The sequence below is a fragment of the Paenimyroides tangerinum genome (genome assembly GCF_003865405.1).
Lineage (GTDB): Bacteria > Bacteroidota > Bacteroidia > Flavobacteriales > Flavobacteriaceae > Flavobacterium > Flavobacterium tangerinum.
In genome coordinates, this window is sequence record NZ_RQVQ01000036.1 from 1 (window position 1) to 23655 (window position 23655).

Genomic DNA, 23655 nt, shown 5'->3' on the forward strand with positions numbered 1-23655 from the left:
CTATAGAACTCGATTTAGCTGGAAACCCGTCTTTGAATTGCCTGAAAATTCAATATTAAATCCATTAACAGATGTAGGAATGAGTATGATCAATGGAGAGTGGGAGCAATTAGATGGAGCAGTTCAACCTTTATCTGATTATGAATGGAGAGCAATGCCTACAAAAATAGGTTTTGTTTATAAGAACCTGAAAGGAGAATTATTTGGAGGGAATTGTGAAATTAATGAAAAGTCGAGTCTTGAAGTTTTTCAAAAAGTTTTTGGAGATGATCCTACTAGCACCAAAGCAGAGTTGGTAATAAAAGTAAATGAAGCAAATAGTTATTTTACGGTGAAGCTAAAAGGAGAAAACGGAAAAGAAGCATTTATAAAAACGGATAATCTAGAAGTTTTTTAAATTTAAAAAATTATGAAAAAAACATATGTATATAATACTGGCAATTATTCAGATCCAAAAGATGAATTAGAAATTGAGGTAGGTGTTTTTTTTGACGGTACTCTTAATAATCTTAAAAATACAGAACTTCGACAAAAGTATAAAGACCATGAAAACAAAATGGAAAGTACTGATACTGACGAAGAGATTTTAAGAAAAGAAAAGGCAATAGAGGCTTCAACAAAAGCACAAGAAAAAGAATATAAAAAATTAAAAAACAAAGACAACCCCGATGTAGGAAACGAGTACGAACAATACCTTAAAGCTATACATAGAAGCTATATGGACAAAATGGGTGTTGACAATAGCTTTAGTAACGATTTTACCAATGTAGCTAGAAAATACATGTTCGCCGATATGGAATTATATTCCATTTATATTGAAGGTATTGGTACAGTAGGTGATGATAAAAAAAATAGAAAAGATGATGGAGCTAGTTTTAAATACGAAAAAACAAAAACCGATAATTTTTTAGATTACAACAATTCGCAAGTGTCGTTTTACGTTTGGCAAATAAAAATTATGCAAAATGAAGTTGAAAAATATTATCATTAAAAGCTTTTATATTTTATTGATTTCATTAATTTATGGATGTGCTGTGTGCAAGGATGCTAACATGAATTTATATAAAAAGAATAATAGCGATTTTACTCCACTTATTGAATTTCTTTCAGGAAACGAAGAGATTAGACTTTTTGGTTCAGGCATTACAAGTGATTATTTTAAAAGTAGATACAAAAAAACAATAGACGGTCAAATTGTAAAAAAATCATTTGACTTATTTGATACAGATAACAAAGGAAATAAATTTATTTATAAAACGTATCCAGAAGAATTATATTCGGCATTTCTTTTTGGAAAATTTCAAAATATCAGCGAACATACTATTGTAGTTTATGGAACAATTGCTGATTCATACATACAAGTACAATATCCAGAAAAAAGTAGAGATACCATCAAAGTTATAAACATAGAAGTTTGTAATAATAATTTTCATGGAAAAATGCAAATAACCGATAAATCAGCTAAAAGCTTATATACAACCAAATTTAAATTAGGTACTGGTTATTGGAAAGACTACCATTTTGTAGAAGAAACGAATGAATACCCAATAAAAGTAGAAGGAAAAGTTAAAAACAATTTCAAATTTGGAGAATGGAAATATTATAACAAAGAAGGCAACATTGACAGCGTCAGAATCTATACATTAAAAGATTCTGTAGATGTGCGTTTTCCCCATTGTATTTTTAATAAAACAGAACCTTGTTATTGAATTAAATCAAATTTTATTCAAAAATTTTAAACGACGTGTCAACTACGCAAGATAAACAACAGAATGCACGAAAGTCACATAAAATTTACAGAAAACATCCAGGTACTTTTAGCAAATGAAAATATAAAAATAAAAAATTTACGCCTCAATATTTTCCAAATGACAATTGTTCTGATGGTGTTTTTCAAAAGAATACTAAGAGATACAACACTATCCTAAGACGAATGAAAAAATCTTTAGAAATTGGATTGATTTATTTGATACTCACAAAGAAATTCCGCCCATTACTGGACCAAAATATTAAAGAAGAAAACAATGAAAAACAAAAAGTATTTTTATTATAGGTAGTATAACAACTATTATTATCGTTATAATCATAGATACATGCCATGATTATAATAATTATAAAATTATCCGTAACCAAAATGTTGAAAATACACCTAATTATTATGTGGAATTTAAGAGAAGTTCAGGAAATCATAAAGACGCCGAAGAAATGGAACATATTGTTGAAGGAGATGGACTGCAATATAAAGGAAGATGTAAATACAATTAACTTGGAGAAAAACAGAAAAAAATAATTGATAATGAGTAAACTACAGTTTTTTTACATTTTGTGTATTATCATTTTAGTTGATCAAAAGATAAGTGCGCAAAATATTACAATTCTAAAAGATTCGGTACATATTTCCAATCAATATTATGTACTTGAAGAAATGAATTTAAGTATTAAAAATAAAAATATTTATAAAATTTTACAGCAAAAATATAATCTTTTTGACGGTAATTATTTTAAAGATCCAATTAATAGACTTACAGCAAAAAAAGAAAAATTAATCAATTTAAGCGAAGATTTAAATAGACATCAATATGGATTCGAATCTTACGAAATTTTATATATTGATTCTAAATATTTAGCATTATCAATTAGCATTCAAGTATTTGGAAGCCCTTGGGAAGATAGTGAATATTATTTTTTCGATTTAGAAAAAGATACAAATATTGGAAATTCTTTATTTAAAAATCGAAAAAAGCTTCTGCTAGAATGTAATAAAAAATTAATAAATCAAGAAAATATTCGTCTAAATTTAGAGACCTCTGATTTATCGAACTACATATTAGTTTTTGATTCAAATAGAAAGTTTAATGAAATTATTTTTGTTTTCAAAGATTTAAATAATTATTCAGTTAGCGGAAATCAAAAATATGAAGTTTCATTTACGAGAATTGAAATCGAGAATTTTATTGCATCAAAATATAGAAATACAAATATTTTTAAATTTTAGTTTTGATGATTTTGAAGAAATAGAAACAACCTATAAAATAATCTTGTTGTATAATGCACTACAGGTTTCTTTATCTTTTATAAAATTCACGAAAAATTTCCAGATAGAGTTGTTGCTTATCTAAATCTTGCGGATAGTTATTGGGAAATAGGACAGGAAGATTTAGCTAAAGATAATTATCAAAAATATATTGAACTAATGAAACTTCAAAAGAAAGATTTGAATAAAATACCTAAATATGTTTGGGGAAGAACTAAGTAACTTTATTTTTATCCTGAATTTTTGGCAATAATAGTTTTAGTCAATAAAAACCCGAAACATGTTAATGAAATTGAAGAAAAAAATTGGCGCAAAAACATCATTATAATATTCGTATTTACCTTTTCATTAGTATCTAGTCAAGCTTTTTACGTTACAGGAAATCTTGATAATGACAATCTAATTGATAGTCTTAATGTTCAAAAAAACGAATAAAAAGTTTTTAATTCAAGATATGAGAATAGCTACAAAACTACTCGTTAATAAACAATCAATTATGAAAATAAATAAAAAACTTCTGTATATTTTATTCTTTTTATGGATTCAAATTGTATCTGCGCAAACTTCGGTTTATTATAAAAATGACGTAATCGGTCAGTTACATAATTCTACTGAAATTTACGAATGTGAAGATTGTTATTATCTAGAAGAAATGATTTTGTTCAATACAAAAATTAATATACAAATTCCTGTTACAGCTCAAAATGAAAAAATTGAAATACTCTATAAATATAATTTAATCGAAAAAGAGAATGAAACGATACTAGAATTTAGTTCTGTTTATACAGGTGATTTTTTCTTGATTTATTTCATGAAATTTGAAAACGAAATTTATATTAATAAGCTACTTCGATTTCAAAGGTCAATTTATAAAAAAGAACTTGCTCCCGACGATTTCGATTATCTTCCTGCAACTGAAATTTGTAAACTGGATTCTATTATTAAAATAAAAGACGTACTTCCTATGTTAGATTTTTTAAATTCAAATTTTGATAATTGCCTTCAATGTCCATTAGAAGTAAGTATTGATGAATGTATTGAAAATGAAAATAAAAAATATGAATGGTGATTTTCTTATTTTAAAAATTTAGGGTAAGTCATTTTATTTAATCTTCGTATTTTTGAAAATTATAAGAAATAATTATGTCACAAAAACGCCTTTTTTTACTAGATGCATACGCATTGATTTTCAGAGGATATTACGCCCTGATAAAAAATCCTAGAATCAATTCAAAAGGAATGGATACTTCTGCTATTCTTGGATTTATGAATTCTCTGTTGGATGTTATCAAAAGAGAGCGTCCAGATTATTTGGCGGTTGCATTTGATAAAGGTGGAAGCGATTTTAGAAACGAACTTTTTCCTGAATATAAAGCCAATCGTGACGAAACGCCAGATGCAATTAAAATTGCAATTCCGTATATTCATCAGTTGTTACAAGCAATGCATATTCCGATTATTGAAGTAGCAGGAATTGAAGCTGATGATTTAATTGGAACTCTATCTAAACAAGCCGAAAAAGAAGGTTTTCAAGTTTTTATGGTTACGCCAGATAAAGATTATGCGCAGTTGGTTTCAGAAAACATCTTTATGTACAAACCAGCTCGTATGGGTAATGGAATTGAAATTTGGGGAATTGAAGAAGTGAAAGCTAAATTCGAAATCGAACGTCCAGAACAAGTGATAGATTACTTGGGAATGATGGGCGATGCTGTGGATAATATTCCTGGATTACCTGGTGTTGGCGAAAAAACAGCTAAGAAATTATTGGCTGAATATGGGTCAATGGAAAATCTTTTAGCGAATACCCACCAGCTAAAAGGAAAAATGAAAGAAAAAATTGAAGCTGCTAAAGAGCAAGGTTTGCTTTCAAAAAAATTAGCTACCATTTTATTAGATTGCCCAGTTACGTTTGATGCTGAAGCTTATAAATTAGATAAACCGGATGTTGAACAAACTGAAGCTTTGTTTATGGAGTTGGAATTCAGACGTATGAAAGAGCAATTCGATAAATTGTTTTCTGATGAGGTTGAAGTTCAAGAAGTGGTTCCGACTTCTGTTGGAAAACCTAAAAAAGCAGACGACCAAATTTCATTGTTTGAAGTTGGTGATTCTGAAGAAAAAATTACAGATGAAGGTTATTATGCGACTTTAGCAACCACTTCACATTTTTATCAATATGTGGAAGGAGCTTTTCCTACCAAACTTTTCGTTAAAACTTTATTAGAACAAAAAGAAGTTTGTTTTGATACCGAAACTACGGGCTTAGATGCGAATAATGCCGAGTTAGTCGGAATCGCATTTTCATATGAAAAAGGAAGTGCATATTATATTCCTTTCCCTGAAAGTCGTGAAGAAGCTCAAGAATTAATTGAAATTTTACGTCCGTTTTTTGAAAGCGAAAACATCGTTAAAATCGGACAAAATTTAAAATACGACATCAAGGTTTTAAAGAAATACAATATAGATGTAAAAGGATTTATTTTCGATACGATGATTGCACATTATTTGATAAATCCTGATATGCGTCATAACATGGATGTTTTGGCAGAAACGTATTTGAAATATAGTCCAAAACCAATTGAAGATTTAATTGGTAAAAAAGGTAAAGGACAAAAAACGATGCGTGAGGTTGCCTTGGAAGATATAAAAGAATACGCAGGTGAAGATGCGGATATTACTTTTCAATTAAAAGAGATTTTCGCTCCAAGGTTAGAACAATCGCAAACTAAAGAATTGTTTGATACGATTGAAGTTCCGTTGGTTTCTGTTTTGGCTGATATGGAAGCAGAAGGAATTCGTTTAGACATTCCTTATTTAAACGCGCTTTCCGAAGAACTAACTATTGAAGCGAACACATTAGAAACTCGAATTTTCGAAACCGCGGGTGAGGTTTTTAACTTAGCTTCTCCAAAACAATTGGGTGAAATCCTTTTTGATAAATTAAAAATTGGAGGTTCAAAACCTAAAAAAACCAAAACGGGACAATATGCAACTGGAGAAGAAATTCTTAGTGACTTGGTAAACGAGCATCAAATTGTAAAAGATATTTTAGAATGGCGTCAGATTGTGAAGTTGAAAAATACGTATGTAGATGCGTTGCCTTTACAGGTTGATGTACGTACAAATCGTGTACATACGGATTATATGCAAGCTGTTGCGGCTACAGGACGTTTGAGTTCAAATAACCCAAACTTGCAAAACATTCCAGTTCGTACTGAACGTGGACAAAAAGTACGTAAAGCGTTTGTTGCACGAGACGAGAATCACGTCTTGGTTTCTGCCGATTATTCTCAAATAGAATTGCGTATTATTGCAGCCTTAAGTGGTGAACCAAATATGATAGAATCGTTTCAGCGTAACGAAGATATTCATAAATCAACCGCTGCAAAAGTTTTCAATGTTACGTTAAATGAGGTTACTCGTGAACAACGTAGCCACGCAAAAACGGTGAACTTTGGAATTATATACGGAGTTTCTGCTTTTGGATTAAGTCAGCAAACGAATTTAACTCGTTCTGAAAGTAAAGAATTAATTGATGCGTATTATGCTACCTATCCAAAATTGAAAAGTTATATTCAAGATCAAATCACTTTTGCTCAAGATTACGGATATGTGCAAACGGTTTCTGGTCGTCGTCGTTATTTAAAAGACATTCATTCGGGTAATGCAATGGTGCGAAGTGGTGCCGAACGAAATGCGGTAAATGCACCAATTCAAGGTTCGGCTGCAGATATTATCAAAATTGCAATGATTAATATTCACAAACGTTTGAAAGCTGAAAATTGGAAATCAAAAATGTTACTTCAAGTACACGATGAGTTGGTATTTGATGTTCCTAAAGATGAATTGGAAGCTATTAAACCAATGATAAAACAAGAAATGGAAAATGCTTTTAAATTGATTGTTCCATTAGAAGTAGAAATAGGTGTAGGAAACGATTGGTTGGCTGCGCATTAAAATATTTATTTTAAAACCTCATGATATTTAGATTTCATCGGGTTTTATTTTGAGCTTGTAAAAATCACTGATTACAGGGGTTTTTTTACATTAAAAAAAGGAGATTTTTGCATCAAAAAAAGTTATGAAAAAGATTTTATTATCAGCTTTAATATTTTCAACATTAGCATTTGTTTCTTGTAATGATTCAGATGACAACAATACAGGAGTTGACACATCAGGAATTTATTTACCAACAAAATTTGAATCGGAAGAAAATGTACAAACTTTTGTATATGATTCAGAAAATCGTTTAATTGAAAGTAAAGACATTGAAGACGACGGCTCTCGTACAAATATAGTAACTTTTGTTTATACTAATGGGCAATTGGTTTCTGCAAAAGAGGTAACCACTGAAGTTGGAAATGATCAAACGTATGTTTCAACTGAAGATTATACCTTTACATATCAGAATAATGAAGTAACAGTTGTAAATGTTTATACATCAAACTGGAGCAATAGTACCCAAACTTCAGTTTATACAATCGATTCGAATGGAAAATTACAGTCAGGTAACGGCTTAACTGTTACATATGATTCTAAAGGAAATGTAACTAAACTTGTTGAAGATGACTTTGAGAATACATACACCTATGATAATCAAAACGGAATGTTTAAAAACGTAAATACTCCACAGTGGGCATTTTATTTAGTGTTAGAGGAGTTTCATATTTTTGATATAAATAATGTAACTAAATTAACGTATAAGGACTCTGAAGATGCAGAAGAAGATTTTTCAAATATTTCCTATCAGTACAATTCGGCTAATTATCCTGTAAAAATGAATGTGATAGGGTCTGAAAACTTTTCGAATTCAATTACAATTGAATATTTAAAAAAATAGTTTTAAAACTCGTCTTTTTTGACGAGTTTTTTAATGCTGATTTTTGAAAATAAAAGTCAATAGGGAGTAAAAGTTAATTTGAGATATAGTTATCAACAAAATAATGAACCAACAAATTTGGTTAGTTAAAATTTATTTGTACTTTTGCACTCCCTTTATTGGGAATGGAATGTTTAATTAAAATATATTTATTGTGGAAAGTTTAAGCTACAAAACAGTATCGACAAACAAAGCAACTGCTCATAAAGAGTGGGTTATTGTTGACGCTGAAGGTCATAACTTAGGACGTCTTGCAACTAAAGTAGCAATGTTACTTAGAGGTAAATACAAGCCAAGTTATACACCTCACGTGGACTGTGGGGATAATGTGATTATTATCAACGCAGAAAAGATCAACTTAACTGGTAACAAATTGGAGGATAAAACTTATATCCGTCACACAGGTTACCCAGGTGGTCAAAGAGAATTAACAGCTAAAGTAATGCAACAAAAAAACCCTGCATTATTAGTAGAAAAAGCTGTAAAAGGAATGTTGCCTAAAAACAAATTAGGAGCACAATTATTCCGTAATTTAAATGTAAATGTAGGTTCTGAGCACAAACATGCTGCACAACAACCTAAAGCCGTTAATTTAAACGATCTTAAGTAATGGGAGTTATTCACAAAATCGGAAGAAGAAAAACTGCAGTAGCTCGTGTTTATGTTACTGAAGGAACTGGTAACATCACAGTTAACAAAAAAGAGTTCACAACTTATTTCCCAACTGCAACTTTACAATACAAAGTAATGCAACCATTAACAATGACTGAAAATGGAGCTAACTTTGACGTTAAAGTAAATGTTTATGGTGGTGGAACAACTGGTCAAGCAGAAGCTGTTCGTATGGCAATTGCTAGAGCAATGTGTGAAGTTGATGCAGAAAACAGAGCAATCTTAAAACCAGAAGGATTATTAACGCGTGACCCTCGTATGGTTGAGCGTAAGAAATTCGGTCAGAAGAAAGCTCGTAAGAGATTCCAATTCTCTAAACGTTAATATTTATTATTATTTATTAAAAAAATCTAAGTTTTTGTTGCACGCCTGCTGAGGCAGGAGGTAGTTTAGCATCTAAATGAAGCCTAATGCATAAAGTTATCAACCTTAAGCTGTGGAACATTGCTAATCACAAGAACGTAAACTATTACAAAAATGGCAAACAAAGTAGAAGTAAAAGAATTACTAGAAGCAGGTGTACATTTCGGACACATGACTAGAAAATGGGATCCAAACATGGCTCCTTACATCTATATGGAACGTAATGGAATTCACATTATCAATCTATATAAAACAGCAGCAAAAATCGAAGAGGCTAATGAGGCTTTAAAGAAAATCGCTGCATCAGGTCGTAAAGTATTATTCGTAGCGACTAAAAAACAAGCAAAAGATATCGTTGCTGAAAAAGCAGCAGCAGCTAACATGCCTTACATCACTGAAAGATGGCCAGGTGGTATGTTAACTAACTTCGTAACTATCCGTAAAGCTGTTAAAAAAATGGCTTCTATTGATCGTATGAAAAAAGACGGTACATTCATGACTCTTTCTAAAAAAGAGCGTTTACAAGTTGACCGTTTACGTGCTAAATTAGAGAAAAACTTAGGTTCTATCGCTGATATGACACGTTTACCAGCTGCATTGTTTGTAGTAGATATCAAAGCTGAACATATCGCAGTAAAAGAAGCTCAAAAATTAAACATTCCAGTGTTTGCAATGGTTGATACTAACTCTGATCCACGTCAGGTTGATTATGTTATTCCAGCAAATGACGATGCTTCTAAATCAATTGATAAAGTATTATCTTTAGTTACTTCTGCTATCGTTGAAGGAAATTCTGAAAGAAAATCTGAGAAAGAAGAAACTGCTAAAGTTGAAGTAAAAGCAACTACTGAGGAGTAATCCTTAACAGTATCTTAAAGTCGTTATGCTGATGGTTTCATATTTTTGAGTCATCCATAACGGCTTTTTTTAATTTATAAATAATCACAATTAAAATCTATATACAATGGCAAATATTAGTGCTGCAGATGTAAATAAATTGAGACAAACTACAGGTGCCGGAATGATGGACTGTAAAAAAGCTTTAGTTGAAGCTGAAGGAGATTTCGATAAAGCAATTGAAGTTTTACGTAAAAAAGGTCAAAAAGTTGCTGCTAACCGTTCAGATAGAGATTCTTCTGAAGGTGCTGCTGTAGCTGTTATTAATGCTGACAAAACTGTTGGTTTAGTAATGACTTTAAACTGTGAAACTGATTTCGTAGGTAAAAACGAAGGTTTCGTTGCTTTAGCTAACGAATTAGCTAACAAAGCAATCAACTTTGCTTCTAAAGACGAATTTTTAGCTTCTGCTTATAATGATGCAATGACTGTTGCTGAAAAATTAGTTGAGCAAACTGGAGTTATCGGTGAGAAAATTGAAATCGGTGGTTTTGAAAAATTAGAAGGAGCTTATATTGGTTCTTACGTTCACGTTAATAAAATCGCTGCAATCACTGCTTTATCTAAAGCATTTGACAAAGCTGAAACTTTAGCGAAAGACGTTTCTATGCAAGTTGCTTCAATGGGTGCTGAGACTTTATCTTACAAAGATTTTGATCCTGCATTCGTTGCTTCTGAAACTGAAGCTCGTATTGCGGCTATCGTTAAAGATAACGAAGAATTATCTCGTTTAGGAAAAACATTGAAAAACGTACCTCAATTTATTTCTTTCTCTCAAATTACTGAAGAGGTTTTAGCTAAAGCTGAAGAAGCTGCTAAAGCTGAATTAAAAGCAGAAGGAAAACCAGAGCAAATTTGGGATAAAATTTTACCAGGTAAAATGGCTCGTTTCATTTCTGACAATACAACATTAGATCAAGAAAAATGTTTATTAGACCAAAATTTTATTAAAGACGAAGCTAAAAAAGTAGCTGATTACGTTAAAGAATTTGGTGTAGAAATCACTGGATTTAAACGTGTTTCTTTAGGTTAATCTTTAGATTCAAAATATTAAAAACCCAAATCTTTTAGATTTGGGTTTTTTGTTTGCAAAAAAAACACATTGTTTATTGTTTTATTGTTAATTTTACTATATTGCTACATCAAAACCTAAACAATTATAATATTATGAAAAAAATTATTTATTCTATCTTAACATTATCATTAATCCTTTCAGGTTCATTGTCTGTAACTTCTTGTGGTGGTGATGATAGCACAACTGAAGTTACTCCAAATCCAAATCCAAACCCTAATCCAGAAGATAATGAACCACAAACTCAAGAATTAGTTGTTACTGCAAGTGCTACTTCTGCTTATCTTGGTGACACTATTACATTATCCGCAACTTTAGATGGTGCAGCGGTTACAAGTGGAGTTACATATTATGTTGATGATGTTGCTATTTCTGGAAATACAATTACTTCAAATACAGCAGCAGTAATGTTAGTTAGCGCAAAATATCAGAACATAACCAGCGATTATGTTTCTGTTTCATTTGCTGAAAATCCTTTTTTAACCATTGAGGGAGAAGGTAATTTTATTTATAACGGCACAACATATGAAATTAACGCCGGATATATTGATTTATTAGGATATCGTCCAGACGGAATCGGTGGCGCAACTATTGTATGGGCACAATATGGTTGGAATGGAAATAATCCCGACTCGGCAACAAATTTTGTAGCTGTTACATTCGATACTCCTGCAACTTTTGTTAATGGGCAAGTTACCGATTATGAGTACCCAAGTGTTGATAATAATATCTATAAATCAATTGGTTTTGCAACTTTAAACGGAGTTGATGTTATTGCTAATGAATATACTGGAGGAGAAGGAACTGTAATTTACAATTCTTTTAATGTAGAAGCTAACCCTGTTACAGCTGATTTTAATATTCAAATAACAGGTACACACAATGTCTCATTTATCTATAGCGGTGATGTATCTACCACTGATAGTGCAAGTGCAAGAATGGCAAAAGTCAGAAAATTTAACACTCCAACGAAAGAACTTAAAACCAATACAGATATAATAACAATATTAAAAAGTAAAGTTTCAAAACAATAATTTATTTCAAACCCAAATCATCCGATTTGGGTTTTTTCTTTTTTAATTTCGTAGCTTTGATAGTATTATTCAATTAATGTATTTTTCATGAAGTTTTTTAACAATCTTCTTTTTCGTGTTATTCTTGCAATTTTATTAGGAATCGTCATTGGAAGTTTTGCTAACGCAACTTTTGTTGGTGTTTTTGTAACTATAAATTCGCTTTTCAGTCAGTTTTTAGGATTTATTATCCCTTTGATAATAGTTGGTTTAATCATTCCTTCAATTGGAAATTTAGGGAGTCAAGCGGGTAAGATGGTTGGAATAACTGCTTTAATTGCTTACGGATCAACATTATTTGCAGGTTTTCTTTCATACGGAACAAGTATGACATTCTTTCCGAGTTTGCTACAAAATCAAACATTAAGTCAAGTTGCAGAAGAAGAAGCTATAAAACCTTTCTTTGAAATTGCGATTCCACCATTTATGGATGTTATGTCGGCGTTAATATTTGCTTTTATTGTTGGAATTGGCCTGGCTAAAATTCATAATTCTGTTTTGCTTCAAGCAAGTTTAGAGTTCGAAAAAATCATTAATATGATTATCGAAAAGGTAATTATTCCTTTTTTACCTATTTTCATTTTCGGAATATTTTTGAATATGACACATTCAGGTCAAGCTTTTGTAATCTTAAATGTATTTGCAAAGATTATCATCGTTATATTTATTCTGCATATTGTAGTGCTTTTAATTCAGTTTATTATTGCAGGCTTAATAGCTGGAAAAAATCCTTTTACAAGCTTAAAATTGATGCTTCCTGCGTATTTTACAGCTTTAGGAACACAATCTTCTGCGGCAACGATTCCGGTAACTTTAAAGCAAGTTCAAAAAATTGGAGTTTCGGATTCTATAGCTAAATTGGTTGTTCCGCTCTGTGCAACGATTCATCTTTCAGGAAGTACTTTGAAAATTGTAGCTTGTTGTATTGCTTTGATGATGATTCAAGGAATGCCTATTGATTTCTTTTCTTTTTCTGGTTTTATTCTGATGTTGGGTGTTGCAATGGTAGCTGCTCCTGGTGTTCCTGGAGGTGCAATTATGGCTGCGATTGGTATTATTGGAACAATGTTGGGTTTTGATGCGCAAAATCAAGCATTAATGATTGCTTTGTATATTGCGATGGATAGTTTTGGAACAGCTGGAAATGTTACCGGTGATGGAGCTATCGCAATTGCAATGGATAAATTTTTTAAAGAGAAATAATTATGAAAAGATGTAGTTGGGTTTCAAATGATGCATTGTATATAAAATATCATGATGAAGAATGGGGAAAACCTGTTTTTGATGATGCTGTGTTGTTTGAGTTTTTATTATTAGAATCATTTCAGGCGGGTTTAAGTTGGATCACGATTCTGAAGAAAAGAGACAATTTCAGACAAGCTTTTGATAGTTTTGATTATAAAAAGATTTCAAAATACAATCAAGAGAAAGTTGAAGAACTACTTTTAAATGAAGGAATAATTCGTCATCGTGGAAAAATCGAAGCAGCAATAAATAACGCAAATTTATTTCAAGATATTCAAATTGAATTTGGAAGTTTTTCCAATTATCTTTGGGCTTTCGTAAATCAAACACCTGTTTTGAACGCTTTTGAAACTTTAAAAGACGTTCCGCCTAAAACAGAATTGTCGGATCAAATTGCGAAAGATTTGAAAAAACGTGGTTTTAAATTTATGGGTTCAACTACGGTTTATGCTTTTATGCAGGCTGTTGGTTTAGTAAATGATCACGTTTCGGATTGTTTTTGTTTTAAAAAGGAATAATTTTGGAATTAACTAAAAAGCAAATTGTTTATATCATTCTTGGTGGTTTGTTTATCACAAACGCTATTGTTGCTGAATTAATTGGAGGTAAACTTATTGAAATTGGACCTTTCATCTTGAGCGTTGGTATTTTACCTTGGCCAATTGTTTTTGTCGCAACAGATTTGATTAATGAACACTTTGGAAAAGCTGGTGTCAAAAAACTTACTTTCCTAACAACCGGATTAATAATCTACAGCTTCATTGTTTTGTTTTTTGCCATGATAATTCCGGCATCTGGAGTTTCTGCTGTTACTAACGATGCTTTTAATCAAGTTTTTGGACAAAGCATGTGGATTATTGTCGCAAGTGTAATTGCATTTGTAATATCTCAGCTTTTGGATGTGAGATTGTTTCATTTTTTCAATCGCTTAACTCAAGGAAAACACATTTGGTTACGTAGCACAGGATCGACTGTTATTTCTCAATTGTTTGATAGTTTTATCGTTTCAGGAATTGCTTTTTGGATGACTGGTAAAGTTTCTACTTTAGACTATATTAATATGGCTGGTACAGGTTATAGTTTTAAATTGGTCTTGGCAATTGCTTTAACTCCACTAATCTATCTCGGTCATCACTTGATTAAGAAGTATTTAAAAGAAGATATTAAATGATATAATCTATTGTTAGCGACCCTTTTTTGAGGTCGTTTTTTTTTAGATGTATCGATTTTGTCTTTTTTTCTGTTTCTTGTCTTCGTAGTCGTTTTATATATTGAATCTTATGTTAATTAGTATTACTTTTGTTTTTAAAAGTGTTATTTTTAAAAAAATATATTTATTTTTTAACATTTTATAATTTTTTTTTATACATTTGAACTCAAATGATAAAAGAAAAAGTTATGAAAAAAATTTTACTATTCTCAATGCTAGGATTTGCATTGAATATGAATGCACAAACTGTTGTTTTTGAAGAGGACTTTGGTGTGGTAACTGCTAATACAAATATTGCGGATCATACTGATTTTGAAAACGGAACACCTATTGTTTTTACAGGAAATGCAACTATTAGAATTTCAACACCTTCAGAAGGATATGTTGGTGCTTCTGGCGAGGGTTGTGTTTTTATTGGAGCAGCAACACCTCAACAAAGTATAACAATCGAAGGAATTAATACCGTTGATTTTACAGACTTAGCATTATCATTAGGTCATTATAAAGGAACAAATGCTGGAAGTAATGAATTGCTGATTGATGTAAGCGAGGATGGAACAGCATGGACTGGACTGACTTACACAAGACCAACTGGAGCAGGTACTTCTAATTGGATTTTAATTGAACCGACTGGAACAATTCCCGCAACAGCTAATTTACGTATCCGTTTCAGCAATCCATCAGATTCAAATGTTGGATTTAGAATTGATGACGTTAAATTAACTGGAGTTGATCCTACTGCGAATACTAAAAATGAGATGAAAGATAAATTTAAAGTTTATCCTAATCCAGTTTCTGATGGTATGGTTTATATCACTAACCAAAACAATGACGACCTTAATGTTAAAATATATGATATTACAGGTAAAATGTTGAAAAACGTAAAAGCTACAGACAAAGTTTCTATCGATGGTTTTGCAACAGGAATATACTTAATGAAAATCGAATCAAACGGACAGTCTATTACTAAAAAAATAGTTGTTAAATAATATTTATTTGGTGGTTAATAATGGTTGAAAAGAGTTAGCGGGTTGGTGCTAACTCTTTTCTTTTTTATCTATATGTTTCTAATATTTCCATAAAAGCTTCACGAGGTGTTTCAAAGAAGCCAAGTTGTTCTAAATATTCGTTATAAACTTGACCATCAACCAAAACAAAATCTTTTGATTTTAAGTAATTAACCAAAAAATCAAAACCTATTTTCGAAGCGTTTGATACTATAGAAAACATACTTTCTCCACAGAAAATCCTACCTACAACAATTCCGTATAAACCACCAACTAATTCTCCATCTTGCCAAACTTCTACAGATAAAGCTTTTCCTAACTTATGTAAATTACTGTAAGCTTCAATGATTTCATCGGTAATCCAAGTGCCGTTTTGTCCTGCACGTTTTATTTGCTGACAATTGAGAATTACCGATTCAAAATCTTGATTAATGCTACAATTGAAGATGTTTCTATTAATAAGATTTCGAACACTTTTCTTTGGTTTATAAACACTTAAAGGTAAAACCATTCGATATTCAGGTGCGTACCAAGTTATAGGTTCGCATTCTTCATACCACGGAAAAATACCGCTGTTATAAGCCAAAAGTAAACGCTCTGTAGATAAGTCGCCTCCAAAAGCTAAAATCCCAGATTCGTGAGCTTCTGAAACGGGTGGAAAATAAATTTCGTTTGATAAAATATACATAAAAAATCCTGATTTGTAAAAATCAGGATAAAGGTATTAATTAAAACGGTAAATCGTCTGGTTCTTCATTGTTTCCAAAATCTGGAGCTGGAGGGAATCCACCTGGATTTTGATTGAAGTTGTTTTGTGGCGCTTGATTAAACCCACCTTGTTGTGGTTGACCATACGCTTGTTGCGGTGCTTGGTTGAATCCACCTTGAGGCTGACCGTACGCTTGTTGTGGTGCTTGGTTATATCCTCCTTGAGGTTGTCCATAACCTTGTGGAGCTCCATAAGCTGGTTGCCCTTGAGGTGCTTGTTGTGATGGACGGTCGATTCTCCAACCTTGAATTGAATTAAAATAACGTGTTTCTCCTTGTGGATTTGTCCATTCTCTTCCTCTCAAATTAATTGAAACACGAACAGGTTCTCCAATTTGGAAACCATTTAATAAATCACATTTATCTTGTGTAAATTCTACCAAAATATGTTGTGGATATTGTTCTTCTGTTGTAACAACAATTTCTCTTTTTCTGAAACTAGCACTCACTTGTTGAGGCTCTCCAATCATTTTTACTCTTCCTGAAACTTCCATCTTCTAATTCTTATTTTGTATTGATACTATTATTTTCCAAGCGTCTAAAACCTTATCGTTATCTAAAAGTTCTTTCGCTTTTTTGTATATTTCTTCTGTGTTGTTGCTATCTAAAAGGGATTTAATCTCTTGATTATCATTTAAAAAAGCAGAAACTTCTTCGATTGTAGGAATGTGTTCAATGTTTCCTAATTTTCCTAAATCGTTTCCTACAAATATATCACTTTTTTTAACTTCATCAGGAACAGAATCAACACCAATTCCTAAAGTTGTTAATGGTTTTTCAACCTCAAACATTCCAGCATTTGCTCTCGTGTACCAATTGCCACCCATACGTGCAACTAAGTCAATTTTTGCTTGGTCGATAGCTCCATTTTCGTTTAAGATATGTTCGTGAATATGTATTTTAACCACTTCGCAAATCACTAAATTTCCTGCACCACCTTCTGTTCCTAACGGTACAATTTGATTTACTTTACATTCTAATTGAACCGGACTTTCGGCAACACGATACGGCTTTATAACATCAGACTTTACTTTTGTTAAACCTGCTTTTACAAATTCGTCAACACCATCACCATATTCCGTACTAGCTAAAGAAATTTGTTGTACAATGTCATAATTAACAATGTTTATCACAACTTCTTTGGTTGCTTCTGCGTTAATTAAAGTATGTTTTATGGTGTTGTTTCTTACTCTTCGTGCAGGAGAAAAAATCAATATCGGCGGATTAGAACTAAAAATATTGAAAAAACTAAAAGGAGATAAATTTGCATTTCCGTCTTCGTCTATTGTACTTGCTAAAGCGATAGGACGCGGACCAACAGCTGCTTGTAAATACGCTTGAACCTGTACAGGAGTTAATTCTTTTGGTGTAATACTTAACATATTTGAGATAATTCGGTTTGTAACAAATATAAAAATATGAATTGAGTTTTTAGTGTTTTTATTCTGAAATAAAATCCACAAAATATACTATCTTTAAATTTTAAATGCCATTTATGTTTTCGAAAAGAAGAATTTATTTACGTTGGTTTATCATTATTAGTTCGTTTCTTATTTTAACGTTGATTCTTTGGAATACCTATTTGTTATTTCAAACATATAAAGAAGAAGAACGAGATAAAATGGAAATTTGGTCTTCAGCTTACCAAGGAATTAATAGCGCTAATGACGAAACCGATATTTCATTTCAATTGATGGTTCTAAGTATGAATACGACTATTCCAATTGTTCAAACTTCTGAGAAGGATAGCATTATGAATGTGTCTAATGTCGAAGATTATGTACAAGGTGATAATGTCGCAAAAAAAGATTTACTAGAACGACTGAAGGCAGAGAACGAACCTATAGTTATTGAGCATCCAAGCGGAAATCAATATTTATATTATGGAAATTCGTCTTTGGTTACCAAATTAAAATATTATCCGTTAGCCTTAATTGCGATTTTGGTTTTGTTTGGCGGAGTTATTTTAAGTTATTTTAAAGCAAGTCGTGTTTCTGCACAGAATAAACTTTGGGCAGGAATGGCTAAAGAAACTGCACATCAAATCGGTACACCTTTGTCGTCTTTGTTGGGCTGGGTTGAAATTATGCGTTTAGATAATGTTGATGAACAAACGATTACTGAAATTGAGAAAGATGTTTACCGCTTACAAACCATTGCTGACCGTTTTTCAAAAATTGGTTCCGACCCTATTTTAGTTCCGCTGAATGTGATTGCTGAAACAGAAAAATCGTATGAGTATTTAAAATCTCGTGCTTCTAAACAAATCGAATTCTATTACCAAACCAATGCAGAAGAAGTGATTATTCCTTTAAACGATGTACTTCATAGTTGGACCATTGAAAACTTAGTCAAAAATGCCATAGATGCGATTAAAGGAAAAGGAGCAATTTTTATTAATATAAAGAATACCGAAAAATATATTTACATCAATGTAATTGATTCAGGAAAAGGGATTCCAAAAAATCTTTTTAGAAAAATCTTTGAACCTGGATTTTCAACTAAAAAACGTGGTTGGGGATTGGGACTTTCATTAACTAAACGAATTGTTGAAGAATATCATAATGGAATAATTCGTGTAGTAAAATCGGAAATCGGAAAAGGAACAACGATTCAAATTGCCTACAAAAAACAAAAATAATGGTTTATTCAGTTAGTTTATATTCATCATTTTGATGTTCAAATAATATTAAATTAAAATCAGGTTCAATTATAATATAATTAGTTTCAACTGTATTCCAACTTTTAAAAACTAATACATTCTTATAAATAGTATTCTTGTAGAGAAAATCTTGTGTGAAATTTAAAAAAGTAGAAACTGAAGAATTATAAGATGCAATTGTTGTTACATCTTGTAGTTCTTGATTTATTAAATAGTAAGATTGGTGGTAATTATTTGCATTGTCAAAAAAATGCACTTCAAATAATCCATTATTCATGCAACTTCTAATATTTAATTTGATTGTTTTATCAGTACCGTCGATATAAATATTATTAGTAGATTGTTCACACCAATCAGAATAACAACCTTCGTCATTGGAAGCTCTAATATCTTCCTGAAAAAGATTTGTGGGTTCAAATGTGAATGTGACTTCAGATGTGTTATTTTTTAAATATTTTTTTTGAACTTGTTCAGAAACCTGATTGATTTTTTTATCTTGAAGTGAAAGGTAATAACTTTCGTCATTTGTTCTCAAACAATTAACGCAGGAAGTTAAGGTTATTGTGAGAATTATTGTAGTTGTAATTAACGATAGGTTTTTAAATAATTGCATGTTTTATTTTTTGTAAAGAAAGAGTTTTTTAAGAACAAAAAAAATAAAAACTACCTACAAAAAAACCTCTAAGTAATTAAATACAAAGAGGTTTTTTTGTTATAAATGCGATGCGATTAATGCTGCTGTTGCAGCAAATTCTTCATTAGATAATGAAACTTTATTTTTAAATTGAATGTCTTGCATTTCTTGTAACGGAATTAAATGTACGTGAACGTGAGGTACTTCTAAACCAATTACAGACATTCCGATGCGTTTTGCAGGAATACTCTTTTCTAACGCTTTGGCTACTTTGTATGAAAACGCCATTAACTTTGCGTAAAGCGCTTCATCCATATCAAAAATCTTATCAATTTCTTGCTTTGGAACACATAAAGTATGTCCTTTAGCATTGGGATTGATGTCTAAAAAAGCAATGAAATTTTCGTCCTCTGCTACTTTGTAACAAGGAATTTCTCCGCTGATTATTTTTGTGAAGATTGATGCCATAACTTAGTCTCTAGAAATTTCTAAAACTTCGAATTTTAAAACTCCATTTGGAACGTTGATTTCTGCAATCTCTCCAAGTGATTTTCCTAATAAACCTTTTCCAATAGGAGAGGTAACTGATATTTTTCCAGATTTTAAATCTGCTTCACTTTCTGCAACTAACGTATAAGTCATTTCCATTCCGTTTGCTTGATTTTTAATCTTTACTTTAGATAAAACTAAAACTTTTGAAACATCTAATTGGCTTTCGTCGATTAAACGCGCATTAGCTAAAATTTCATCCATCTTAGCAATTTTCATTTCTAATAAACCTTGAGCTTCTTTAGCTGCATCATATTCTGCATTCTCAGATAAGTCACCTTTATCTCTAGCATCTGCAATAGCTTGCGACGCTTTTGGACGCTCGATACTTTTTAATTGATCGATTTCGTCACGTAACTTTTTAAGCCCTTCCGCTGTGTAATAAGAAACCTTACTCATAATTTTACGTCATTTTTATAAAATAGAAAAAATCCCAACAAACGGGATTTTGTTTACTTTGATAATATATGTTATTAATTTTCGTTTTTACTCTATAGGTCAAAGTTAATTAATTAAATTTGTTTTCCAAATCTTTAATCATGAAAAAGCTAATTCTTTTCTTTTCAGTAGCTTTATTAATTATAAGTTGTTCGAAAGATGATGTCCGTACAAGAAATCCGTTCCTACCAGATTATGCTGTAAACTTTCAAATTAATATGAATTTACCTTCATATACACAATTGCAATACCCAGGAAATGCCATGATAATTTATGGTTATGGAATCAATGGAATTATTGTTTTGAACACAGGTTCTGGTTATATTGCTTATGAAGCAACGTGTTCTAACCATGAAATTTTAGGCTGTTCTGCGTTAACTTTGAATGGCGTTGAAGCAAGTTGTGGTTGCGACGAATTAGTTTATAATTTGTATCTAGGAATTGCAGATGCTCCTTATCCATTGAAACCGTATCGTGTCGTTACAAACGGTTCGATGTTGACTATTTATAATTAAGGCAAATAAAAAATCCAACTGTGAAGTTGGATTTTTTATAGTTTAAAATTTCAATGAAATTCCACCTAAAATATTAAACATAGCTTGTGGATAATATCCTGCACCTTCAATTGTCTTTGTTGTGTTAGGATTACTCCAATTATCATCATAAGTGTAATAATATCCGTTTGAAATATATTTTACATTAAAGATGTTGTTTACCATCAAATTGAAATCAATTGAAGAAAACCATTTTTTAGTTTTTAGACTATAATTGAATACCAAATCATTTGTGAAATATGAATCAAGTTTTGAATAATCAGAATCGGTATTTCCCATATATTGTTCACCAACAAATTTGGTTAATAAGCTAATTGAAAAATCTTCTTTTACTAAATAAGTAAACGCATTCGAAGCAACTAAGTTTGGAGAAAAAGCAATGTTTGTATTTCCTAAGTTTTGAACTTCACCGTCGATATGTGCTTTAAAATCGATATTCTTGTTTGAGCTTAAAGTAATGCTTGGTGCCCAAATAAATTTATTGGTAATCGCCCAAGATCCGTCAATTTCAATTCCCAAACGATAACTGTCTCCGCTGTTTTCACGCATTGGTGCGCCAACATCATTTAATGCGCCCGTTAAAACCAATTGATTTTTATAGCGCATATAATATCCGTTTATATTTACTTGAAGTTTTTCGTTGCTTAATTTCCAACCCAATTCAAAATCGTTTAAACGTTCTGGTTTTGGAGCTCCAGATTTATAATCGGTTCGGTTTGGTTCGCGATTCGCTCTAGCAAAAGAGAAATACGTTTGCTGACTTTCGTTAATCAAATAGGTTAAACCTGCTTTCGGATTGAAGAAATTAAACGTGTCATCAACAAATCCAGTTTCTTCTCCATTAGCTTTGTAATGTACATTTCGCAATTGTAAATCACCAAATAAAATCCATTTATCCTTTAACGTATAAGTTGCTTTAGCAAATATATTAGCATCTGTTTTTGTTGCTTGGTCAAAATAATATTGTTGCTCATAGCTGTATTTGACAGGCGCATCAACCCAAAGAATTTTTCCATAATGATCACCTTCATACTTATTTGCAGCTCCTCCAAAGATGAAATCTAAATTTCCTTTTCTATAATTTGAAGAAAATGTAAAGCCATAAAAATTATTCTTTAAGAATTTCTGTCTGATGATGTCCGATTTAGAAACTTCCTTATTATCAACAAAAGCATTTTCTAAACCGTAATCCGCTAAATTTTGGTTGACTTTATAATTTTCGTAATATCCAATTCCGGTGGTTAAATGCAATGCAAAATTGGTGTTCCAATGTGTGTTCCAACGTTGATTCCAATGCAATTGATAATGATTCTGATCGTAATTATCGTTTTCATTATCATAAAAGCGAATGTTTCCTTGAGCATCGATATATTCGCCCGAAGTATTATACGTTCTGTCGTTTTCAAGTTTGTCTTTGTCTTCTAAACCGTTCCATGCCTGATACGTTTTCTGTGTTCCACCAAATGCCAAAGCTTTAATTAAGGTTTTGCCATCAATAAAAGCACCTTGTAAAAAATACGATTTTAAATCTGATTTCGCACGATCTATATAACCATCAGAATTGATATTTGATAACCTTCCTGAAATTTCAAAAGCGTTATTCATTAATCCAGTAGAAAATTTAACGGTATGTTTTCGCGTATTATAACTTCCAAAAGAATTTGAAATTTCGCCTGAACTTTTTTCAGAGAATGCATCGGTTAATAAATTTAAACTCGCACCGAAAGCTCCAGATCCATTGGTTGATGTTCCAACACCGCGTTGCAATTGCAGGTTTTCTAACGAAGATGCAAAGTCGGGCATATTTACCCAAAAAGAACCGTGTGATTCAGAATCGTTATACGGAATTCCGTTTAAAGTCACATTAACTTGAGTTGCATCGCTTCCGCGGACGCGAATTCCAGTGTAACCAACTCCATTTCCTGCATCGGTTGTTGTAACTACAGAAGGCATAAAATTCATTAAAACCGGAATGTCTTGACCTAGGTTTTTCTTAGCGATTTCTTCTTTAGATAAATTAGAAAAAGCCATTGGTGTTTTCTTGTTGGCACGAACGGCCTGAATTAAAACTTCATCTAAAGTTTCATAAGAAACCGAATCTTTAGGTTGTTCGGTTTGAGCATTAACATTTGCGGATAATAAAGTTCCAGTAAGTGTAAATAACAAAAAGTTTGTTTTCATTCGTAAAAATTCTTTTACAAATAAAAGGGGCGTTATTTTGTTTGATTAATAATATAGATATATAAATATGCGACCTTTCGCGTGCACTCGAAAAGTCTGTAATTTCCCTTGGCAGCATTACCTGCCCAGGTTCATTGGGTATGATCTCAGCCGTAATTGGCACCCCTTTGAGACGTGGCAAATATAATTCTTTTTTTATAAGAACAGTAGTTGTTTTGTAAATATTAAATTAGGCTACTTTTCGTTTTCTTAATCTGAAATATATTATCCATAAAGCTATTGGAGTCATAATGTATTTAAAAATATCAGTTCCTAAAAAATAGTCAATGATTGCACCAATTCCACCGAGTGCAATTACCACAAAAAACATAATTAAGTATTTGAAAAATGGTAACATAGATTTTGTTATTTTAA

General features: G+C 31.5%; 25 protein-coding genes and 1 pseudogene. 18 read left to right on the forward strand and 8 right to left on the reverse strand.

The window, feature by feature from the left end; translation table 11 throughout:
• The 16 genes and pseudogenes from EG240_RS16525 to EG240_RS13115 form a co-directional block, all read left to right on the forward strand.
• Positions 1-397: pseudogene (locus EG240_RS16525) on the forward strand (hypothetical protein); the annotation flags it as partial.
• A 12-nt stretch (positions 398-409) separates the two neighbouring features.
• A complete protein-coding gene (locus EG240_RS13045) occupies positions 410-991 on the forward strand; it encodes a hypothetical protein (RefSeq protein ID WP_125017576.1) in 582 nt (193 codons plus the stop codon).
• Entirely contained in the window at positions 966-1709 is a 744-nt protein-coding gene (locus EG240_RS13050; RefSeq protein WP_125017578.1) for a hypothetical protein, read from the forward strand. Before EG240_RS13045 ends, EG240_RS13050 begins: the two co-directional genes overlap by 26 nt.
• A gap of 587 nt (positions 1710-2296) precedes the next feature.
• Positions 2297-2995: a hypothetical protein gene (locus tag EG240_RS13055; RefSeq protein ID WP_125017581.1), complete on the forward strand. Its 699-nt coding sequence runs from the start codon at positions 2297-2299 to the stop codon at positions 2993-2995.
• A gap of 535 nt (positions 2996-3530) precedes the next feature.
• Positions 3531-4103 (forward strand): hypothetical protein, encoded by a 573-nt coding sequence (locus tag EG240_RS13060; RefSeq protein WP_125017583.1) that lies wholly within the window; start codon positions 3531-3533, stop codon positions 4101-4103.
• Between the two features lie 74 nt (positions 4104-4177).
• Positions 4178-6994: a DNA polymerase I gene (gene polA, locus EG240_RS13065; protein WP_397337408.1), complete on the forward strand. Its 2817-nt coding sequence runs from the start codon at positions 4178-4180 to the stop codon at positions 6992-6994.
• A 124-nt stretch (positions 6995-7118) separates the two neighbouring features.
• Positions 7119-7877 (forward strand): hypothetical protein, encoded by a 759-nt coding sequence (locus EG240_RS13070; RefSeq protein ID WP_125017587.1) that lies wholly within the window; start codon positions 7119-7121, stop codon positions 7875-7877.
• A gap of 193 nt (positions 7878-8070) precedes the next feature.
• Positions 8071-8526 carry a 50S ribosomal protein L13 gene (gene rplM, locus EG240_RS13075; RefSeq protein WP_125017589.1) on the forward strand — a complete coding sequence of 152 codons (456 nt, stop codon included), beginning with the start codon at positions 8071-8073 and terminating at the stop codon, positions 8524-8526.
• The gene (gene rpsI / locus EG240_RS13080) at positions 8526-8912 is read left to right on the forward strand and encodes a 30S ribosomal protein S9 (protein WP_125017591.1); all 387 of its coding nucleotides are present in this window, start codon (positions 8526-8528) and stop codon (positions 8910-8912) included. The genes rplM and rpsI overlap by 1 nt, the downstream gene beginning before the upstream one ends.
• Positions 8913-9065: 153 nt before the next feature.
• Complete coding sequence (gene rpsB / locus EG240_RS13085) at positions 9066-9809, forward strand: 30S ribosomal protein S2 (protein WP_125017594.1); 744 nt, start codon at positions 9066-9068, stop codon at positions 9807-9809.
• A 106-nt stretch (positions 9810-9915) separates the two neighbouring features.
• A complete protein-coding gene (gene tsf, locus EG240_RS13090; protein ID WP_125017596.1) occupies positions 9916-10881 on the forward strand; it encodes a translation elongation factor Ts in 966 nt (321 codons plus the stop codon).
• 134 nt (positions 10882-11015) lie between these two features.
• Complete coding sequence (locus tag EG240_RS13095; protein WP_125017598.1) at positions 11016-11954, forward strand: hypothetical protein; 939 nt, start codon at positions 11016-11018, stop codon at positions 11952-11954.
• A gap of 87 nt (positions 11955-12041) precedes the next feature.
• A complete protein-coding gene (locus tag EG240_RS13100; RefSeq protein ID WP_125017600.1) occupies positions 12042-13196 on the forward strand; it encodes a dicarboxylate/amino acid:cation symporter in 1155 nt (384 codons plus the stop codon).
• A gap of 2 nt (positions 13197-13198) precedes the next feature.
• Positions 13199-13756 carry a DNA-3-methyladenine glycosylase I gene (locus EG240_RS13105; protein ID WP_125017602.1) on the forward strand — a complete coding sequence of 186 codons (558 nt, stop codon included), beginning with the start codon at positions 13199-13201 and terminating at the stop codon, positions 13754-13756.
• A gap of 2 nt (positions 13757-13758) precedes the next feature.
• The gene (locus EG240_RS13110) at positions 13759-14409 is read left to right on the forward strand and encodes a queuosine precursor transporter (RefSeq protein ID WP_125017604.1); all 651 of its coding nucleotides are present in this window, start codon (positions 13759-13761) and stop codon (positions 14407-14409) included.
• Between the two features lie 227 nt (positions 14410-14636).
• Complete coding sequence (locus EG240_RS13115) at positions 14637-15437, forward strand: T9SS type A sorting domain-containing protein (protein ID WP_158611979.1); 801 nt, start codon at positions 14637-14639, stop codon at positions 15435-15437.
• A 64-nt stretch (positions 15438-15501) separates the two neighbouring features.
• Here the strand turns inward: EG240_RS13115 and aat are convergent, their stop codons facing one another.
• The 3 genes from aat to EG240_RS13130 are packed head-to-tail and all read right to left on the reverse strand — an operon-like array spanning position 15502 to position 17605.
• The gene (aat, locus tag EG240_RS13120; protein WP_125017608.1) at positions 15502-16143 is read right to left on the reverse strand and encodes a leucyl/phenylalanyl-tRNA--protein transferase; all 642 of its coding nucleotides are present in this window, start codon (positions 16141-16143) and stop codon (positions 15502-15504) included.
• 40 nt (positions 16144-16183) lie between these two features.
• Positions 16184-16717, reverse strand: coding sequence for a DUF3127 domain-containing protein (locus EG240_RS17105; RefSeq protein ID WP_125017610.1), 534 nt, complete (start codon positions 16715-16717; stop codon positions 16184-16186).
• A gap of 3 nt (positions 16718-16720) precedes the next feature.
• Positions 16721-17605 carry a flavin reductase family protein gene (locus EG240_RS13130; protein WP_125017612.1) on the reverse strand — a complete coding sequence of 295 codons (885 nt, stop codon included), beginning with the start codon at positions 17603-17605 and terminating at the stop codon, positions 16721-16723.
• Positions 17606-17718: 113 nt separating this feature from the next.
• On the opposite strand from EG240_RS13130, the gene EG240_RS13135 reads away from it, so the two are divergent.
• Positions 17719-18864 carry a sensor histidine kinase gene (locus EG240_RS13135; RefSeq protein WP_125017614.1) on the forward strand — a complete coding sequence of 382 codons (1146 nt, stop codon included), beginning with the start codon at positions 17719-17721 and terminating at the stop codon, positions 18862-18864.
• Positions 18865-18868: 4 nt separating this feature from the next.
• On the opposite strand, the gene EG240_RS13140 is transcribed toward EG240_RS13135, so the two are convergent.
• From EG240_RS13140 to greA, 3 genes are all read right to left on the reverse strand, one after another.
• Positions 18869-19498: a hypothetical protein gene (locus EG240_RS13140; RefSeq protein WP_125017616.1), complete on the reverse strand. Its 630-nt coding sequence runs from the start codon at positions 19496-19498 to the stop codon at positions 18869-18871.
• A 99-nt stretch (positions 19499-19597) separates the two neighbouring features.
• Complete coding sequence (locus EG240_RS13145) at positions 19598-19987, reverse strand: HIT family protein (protein ID WP_125017618.1); 390 nt, start codon at positions 19985-19987, stop codon at positions 19598-19600.
• 3 nt (positions 19988-19990) lie between these two features.
• Positions 19991-20467, reverse strand: a complete 477-nt coding sequence (greA, locus tag EG240_RS13150; RefSeq protein WP_125017620.1) for a transcription elongation factor GreA — start codon at positions 20465-20467, stop codon at positions 19991-19993.
• A 140-nt stretch (positions 20468-20607) separates the two neighbouring features.
• Here greA and EG240_RS13155 point away from each other — a divergent pair, with 140 nt between their 5' ends.
• Positions 20608-21021, forward strand: coding sequence for a hypothetical protein (locus EG240_RS13155; RefSeq protein WP_125017622.1), 414 nt, complete (start codon positions 20608-20610; stop codon positions 21019-21021).
• A gap of 42 nt (positions 21022-21063) precedes the next feature.
• Here the strand turns inward: EG240_RS13155 and EG240_RS13160 are convergent, their stop codons facing one another.
• Positions 21064-23241: a TonB-dependent receptor gene (locus EG240_RS13160; protein WP_125017624.1), complete on the reverse strand. Its 2178-nt coding sequence runs from the start codon at positions 23239-23241 to the stop codon at positions 21064-21066.
• Between the two features lie 229 nt (positions 23242-23470).
• Positions 23471-23638, reverse strand: coding sequence for a hypothetical protein (locus EG240_RS16530; RefSeq protein WP_158611980.1), 168 nt, complete (start codon positions 23636-23638; stop codon positions 23471-23473).
• Positions 23639-23655 lie beyond the last annotated feature (17 nt).

Excerpts from the sequence above, each read along its gene's own strand:
- EG240_RS13045 (WP_125017576.1), top strand. The coding sequence starts at position 410 with ATGAAAAAAACATATGTATATAATACTGGCAATTATTCAGATCCAAAA.
- EG240_RS13050 (WP_125017578.1), top strand. The coding sequence starts at position 966 with ATGAAGTTGAAAAATATTATCATTAAAAGCTTTTATATTTTATTGATT.
- EG240_RS13055 (WP_125017581.1), top strand. The coding sequence starts at position 2,297 with ATGAGTAAACTACAGTTTTTTTACATTTTGTGTATTATCATTTTAGTT.
- EG240_RS13060 (WP_125017583.1), top strand. The coding sequence starts at position 3,531 with ATGAAAATAAATAAAAAACTTCTGTATATTTTATTCTTTTTATGGATT.
- polA (WP_397337408.1), top strand. The coding sequence starts at position 4,178 with ATGTCACAAAAACGCCTTTTTTTACTAGATGCATACGCATTGATTTTC.
- EG240_RS13070 (WP_125017587.1), top strand. The coding sequence starts at position 7,119 with ATGAAAAAGATTTTATTATCAGCTTTAATATTTTCAACATTAGCATTT.
- rpsI (WP_125017591.1), top strand. The coding sequence starts at position 8,526 with ATGGGAGTTATTCACAAAATCGGAAGAAGAAAAACTGCAGTAGCTCGT.
- rpsB (WP_125017594.1), top strand. The coding sequence starts at position 9,066 with ATGGCAAACAAAGTAGAAGTAAAAGAATTACTAGAAGCAGGTGTACAT.
- tsf (WP_125017596.1), top strand. The coding sequence starts at position 9,916 with ATGGCAAATATTAGTGCTGCAGATGTAAATAAATTGAGACAAACTACA.
- EG240_RS13095 (WP_125017598.1), top strand. The coding sequence starts at position 11,016 with ATGAAAAAAATTATTTATTCTATCTTAACATTATCATTAATCCTTTCA.
- EG240_RS13100 (WP_125017600.1), top strand. The coding sequence starts at position 12,042 with ATGAAGTTTTTTAACAATCTTCTTTTTCGTGTTATTCTTGCAATTTTA.
- EG240_RS13105 (WP_125017602.1), top strand. The coding sequence starts at position 13,199 with ATGAAAAGATGTAGTTGGGTTTCAAATGATGCATTGTATATAAAATAT.
- EG240_RS13115 (WP_158611979.1), top strand. The coding sequence starts at position 14,637 with ATGAAAAAAATTTTACTATTCTCAATGCTAGGATTTGCATTGAATATG.
- aat (WP_125017608.1), bottom strand. The coding sequence starts at position 16,143 with ATGTATATTTTATCAAACGAAATTTATTTTCCACCCGTTTCAGAAGCT.
- EG240_RS17105 (WP_125017610.1), bottom strand. The coding sequence starts at position 16,717 with ATGGAAGTTTCAGGAAGAGTAAAAATGATTGGAGAGCCTCAACAAGTG.
- EG240_RS13130 (WP_125017612.1), bottom strand. The coding sequence starts at position 17,605 with ATGTTAAGTATTACACCAAAAGAATTAACTCCTGTACAGGTTCAAGCG.
- EG240_RS13135 (WP_125017614.1), top strand. The coding sequence starts at position 17,719 with ATGTTTTCGAAAAGAAGAATTTATTTACGTTGGTTTATCATTATTAGT.
- EG240_RS13140 (WP_125017616.1), bottom strand. The coding sequence starts at position 19,498 with ATGCAATTATTTAAAAACCTATCGTTAATTACAACTACAATAATTCTC.
- EG240_RS13145 (WP_125017618.1), bottom strand. The coding sequence starts at position 19,987 with ATGGCATCAATCTTCACAAAAATAATCAGCGGAGAAATTCCTTGTTAC.
- greA (WP_125017620.1), bottom strand. The coding sequence starts at position 20,467 with ATGAGTAAGGTTTCTTATTACACAGCGGAAGGGCTTAAAAAGTTACGT.
- EG240_RS13155 (WP_125017622.1), top strand. The coding sequence starts at position 20,608 with ATGAAAAAGCTAATTCTTTTCTTTTCAGTAGCTTTATTAATTATAAGT.
- EG240_RS13160 (WP_125017624.1), bottom strand. The coding sequence starts at position 23,241 with ATGAAAACAAACTTTTTGTTATTTACACTTACTGGAACTTTATTATCC.
- EG240_RS16530 (WP_158611980.1), bottom strand. The coding sequence starts at position 23,638 with ATGTTACCATTTTTCAAATACTTAATTATGTTTTTTGTGGTAATTGCA.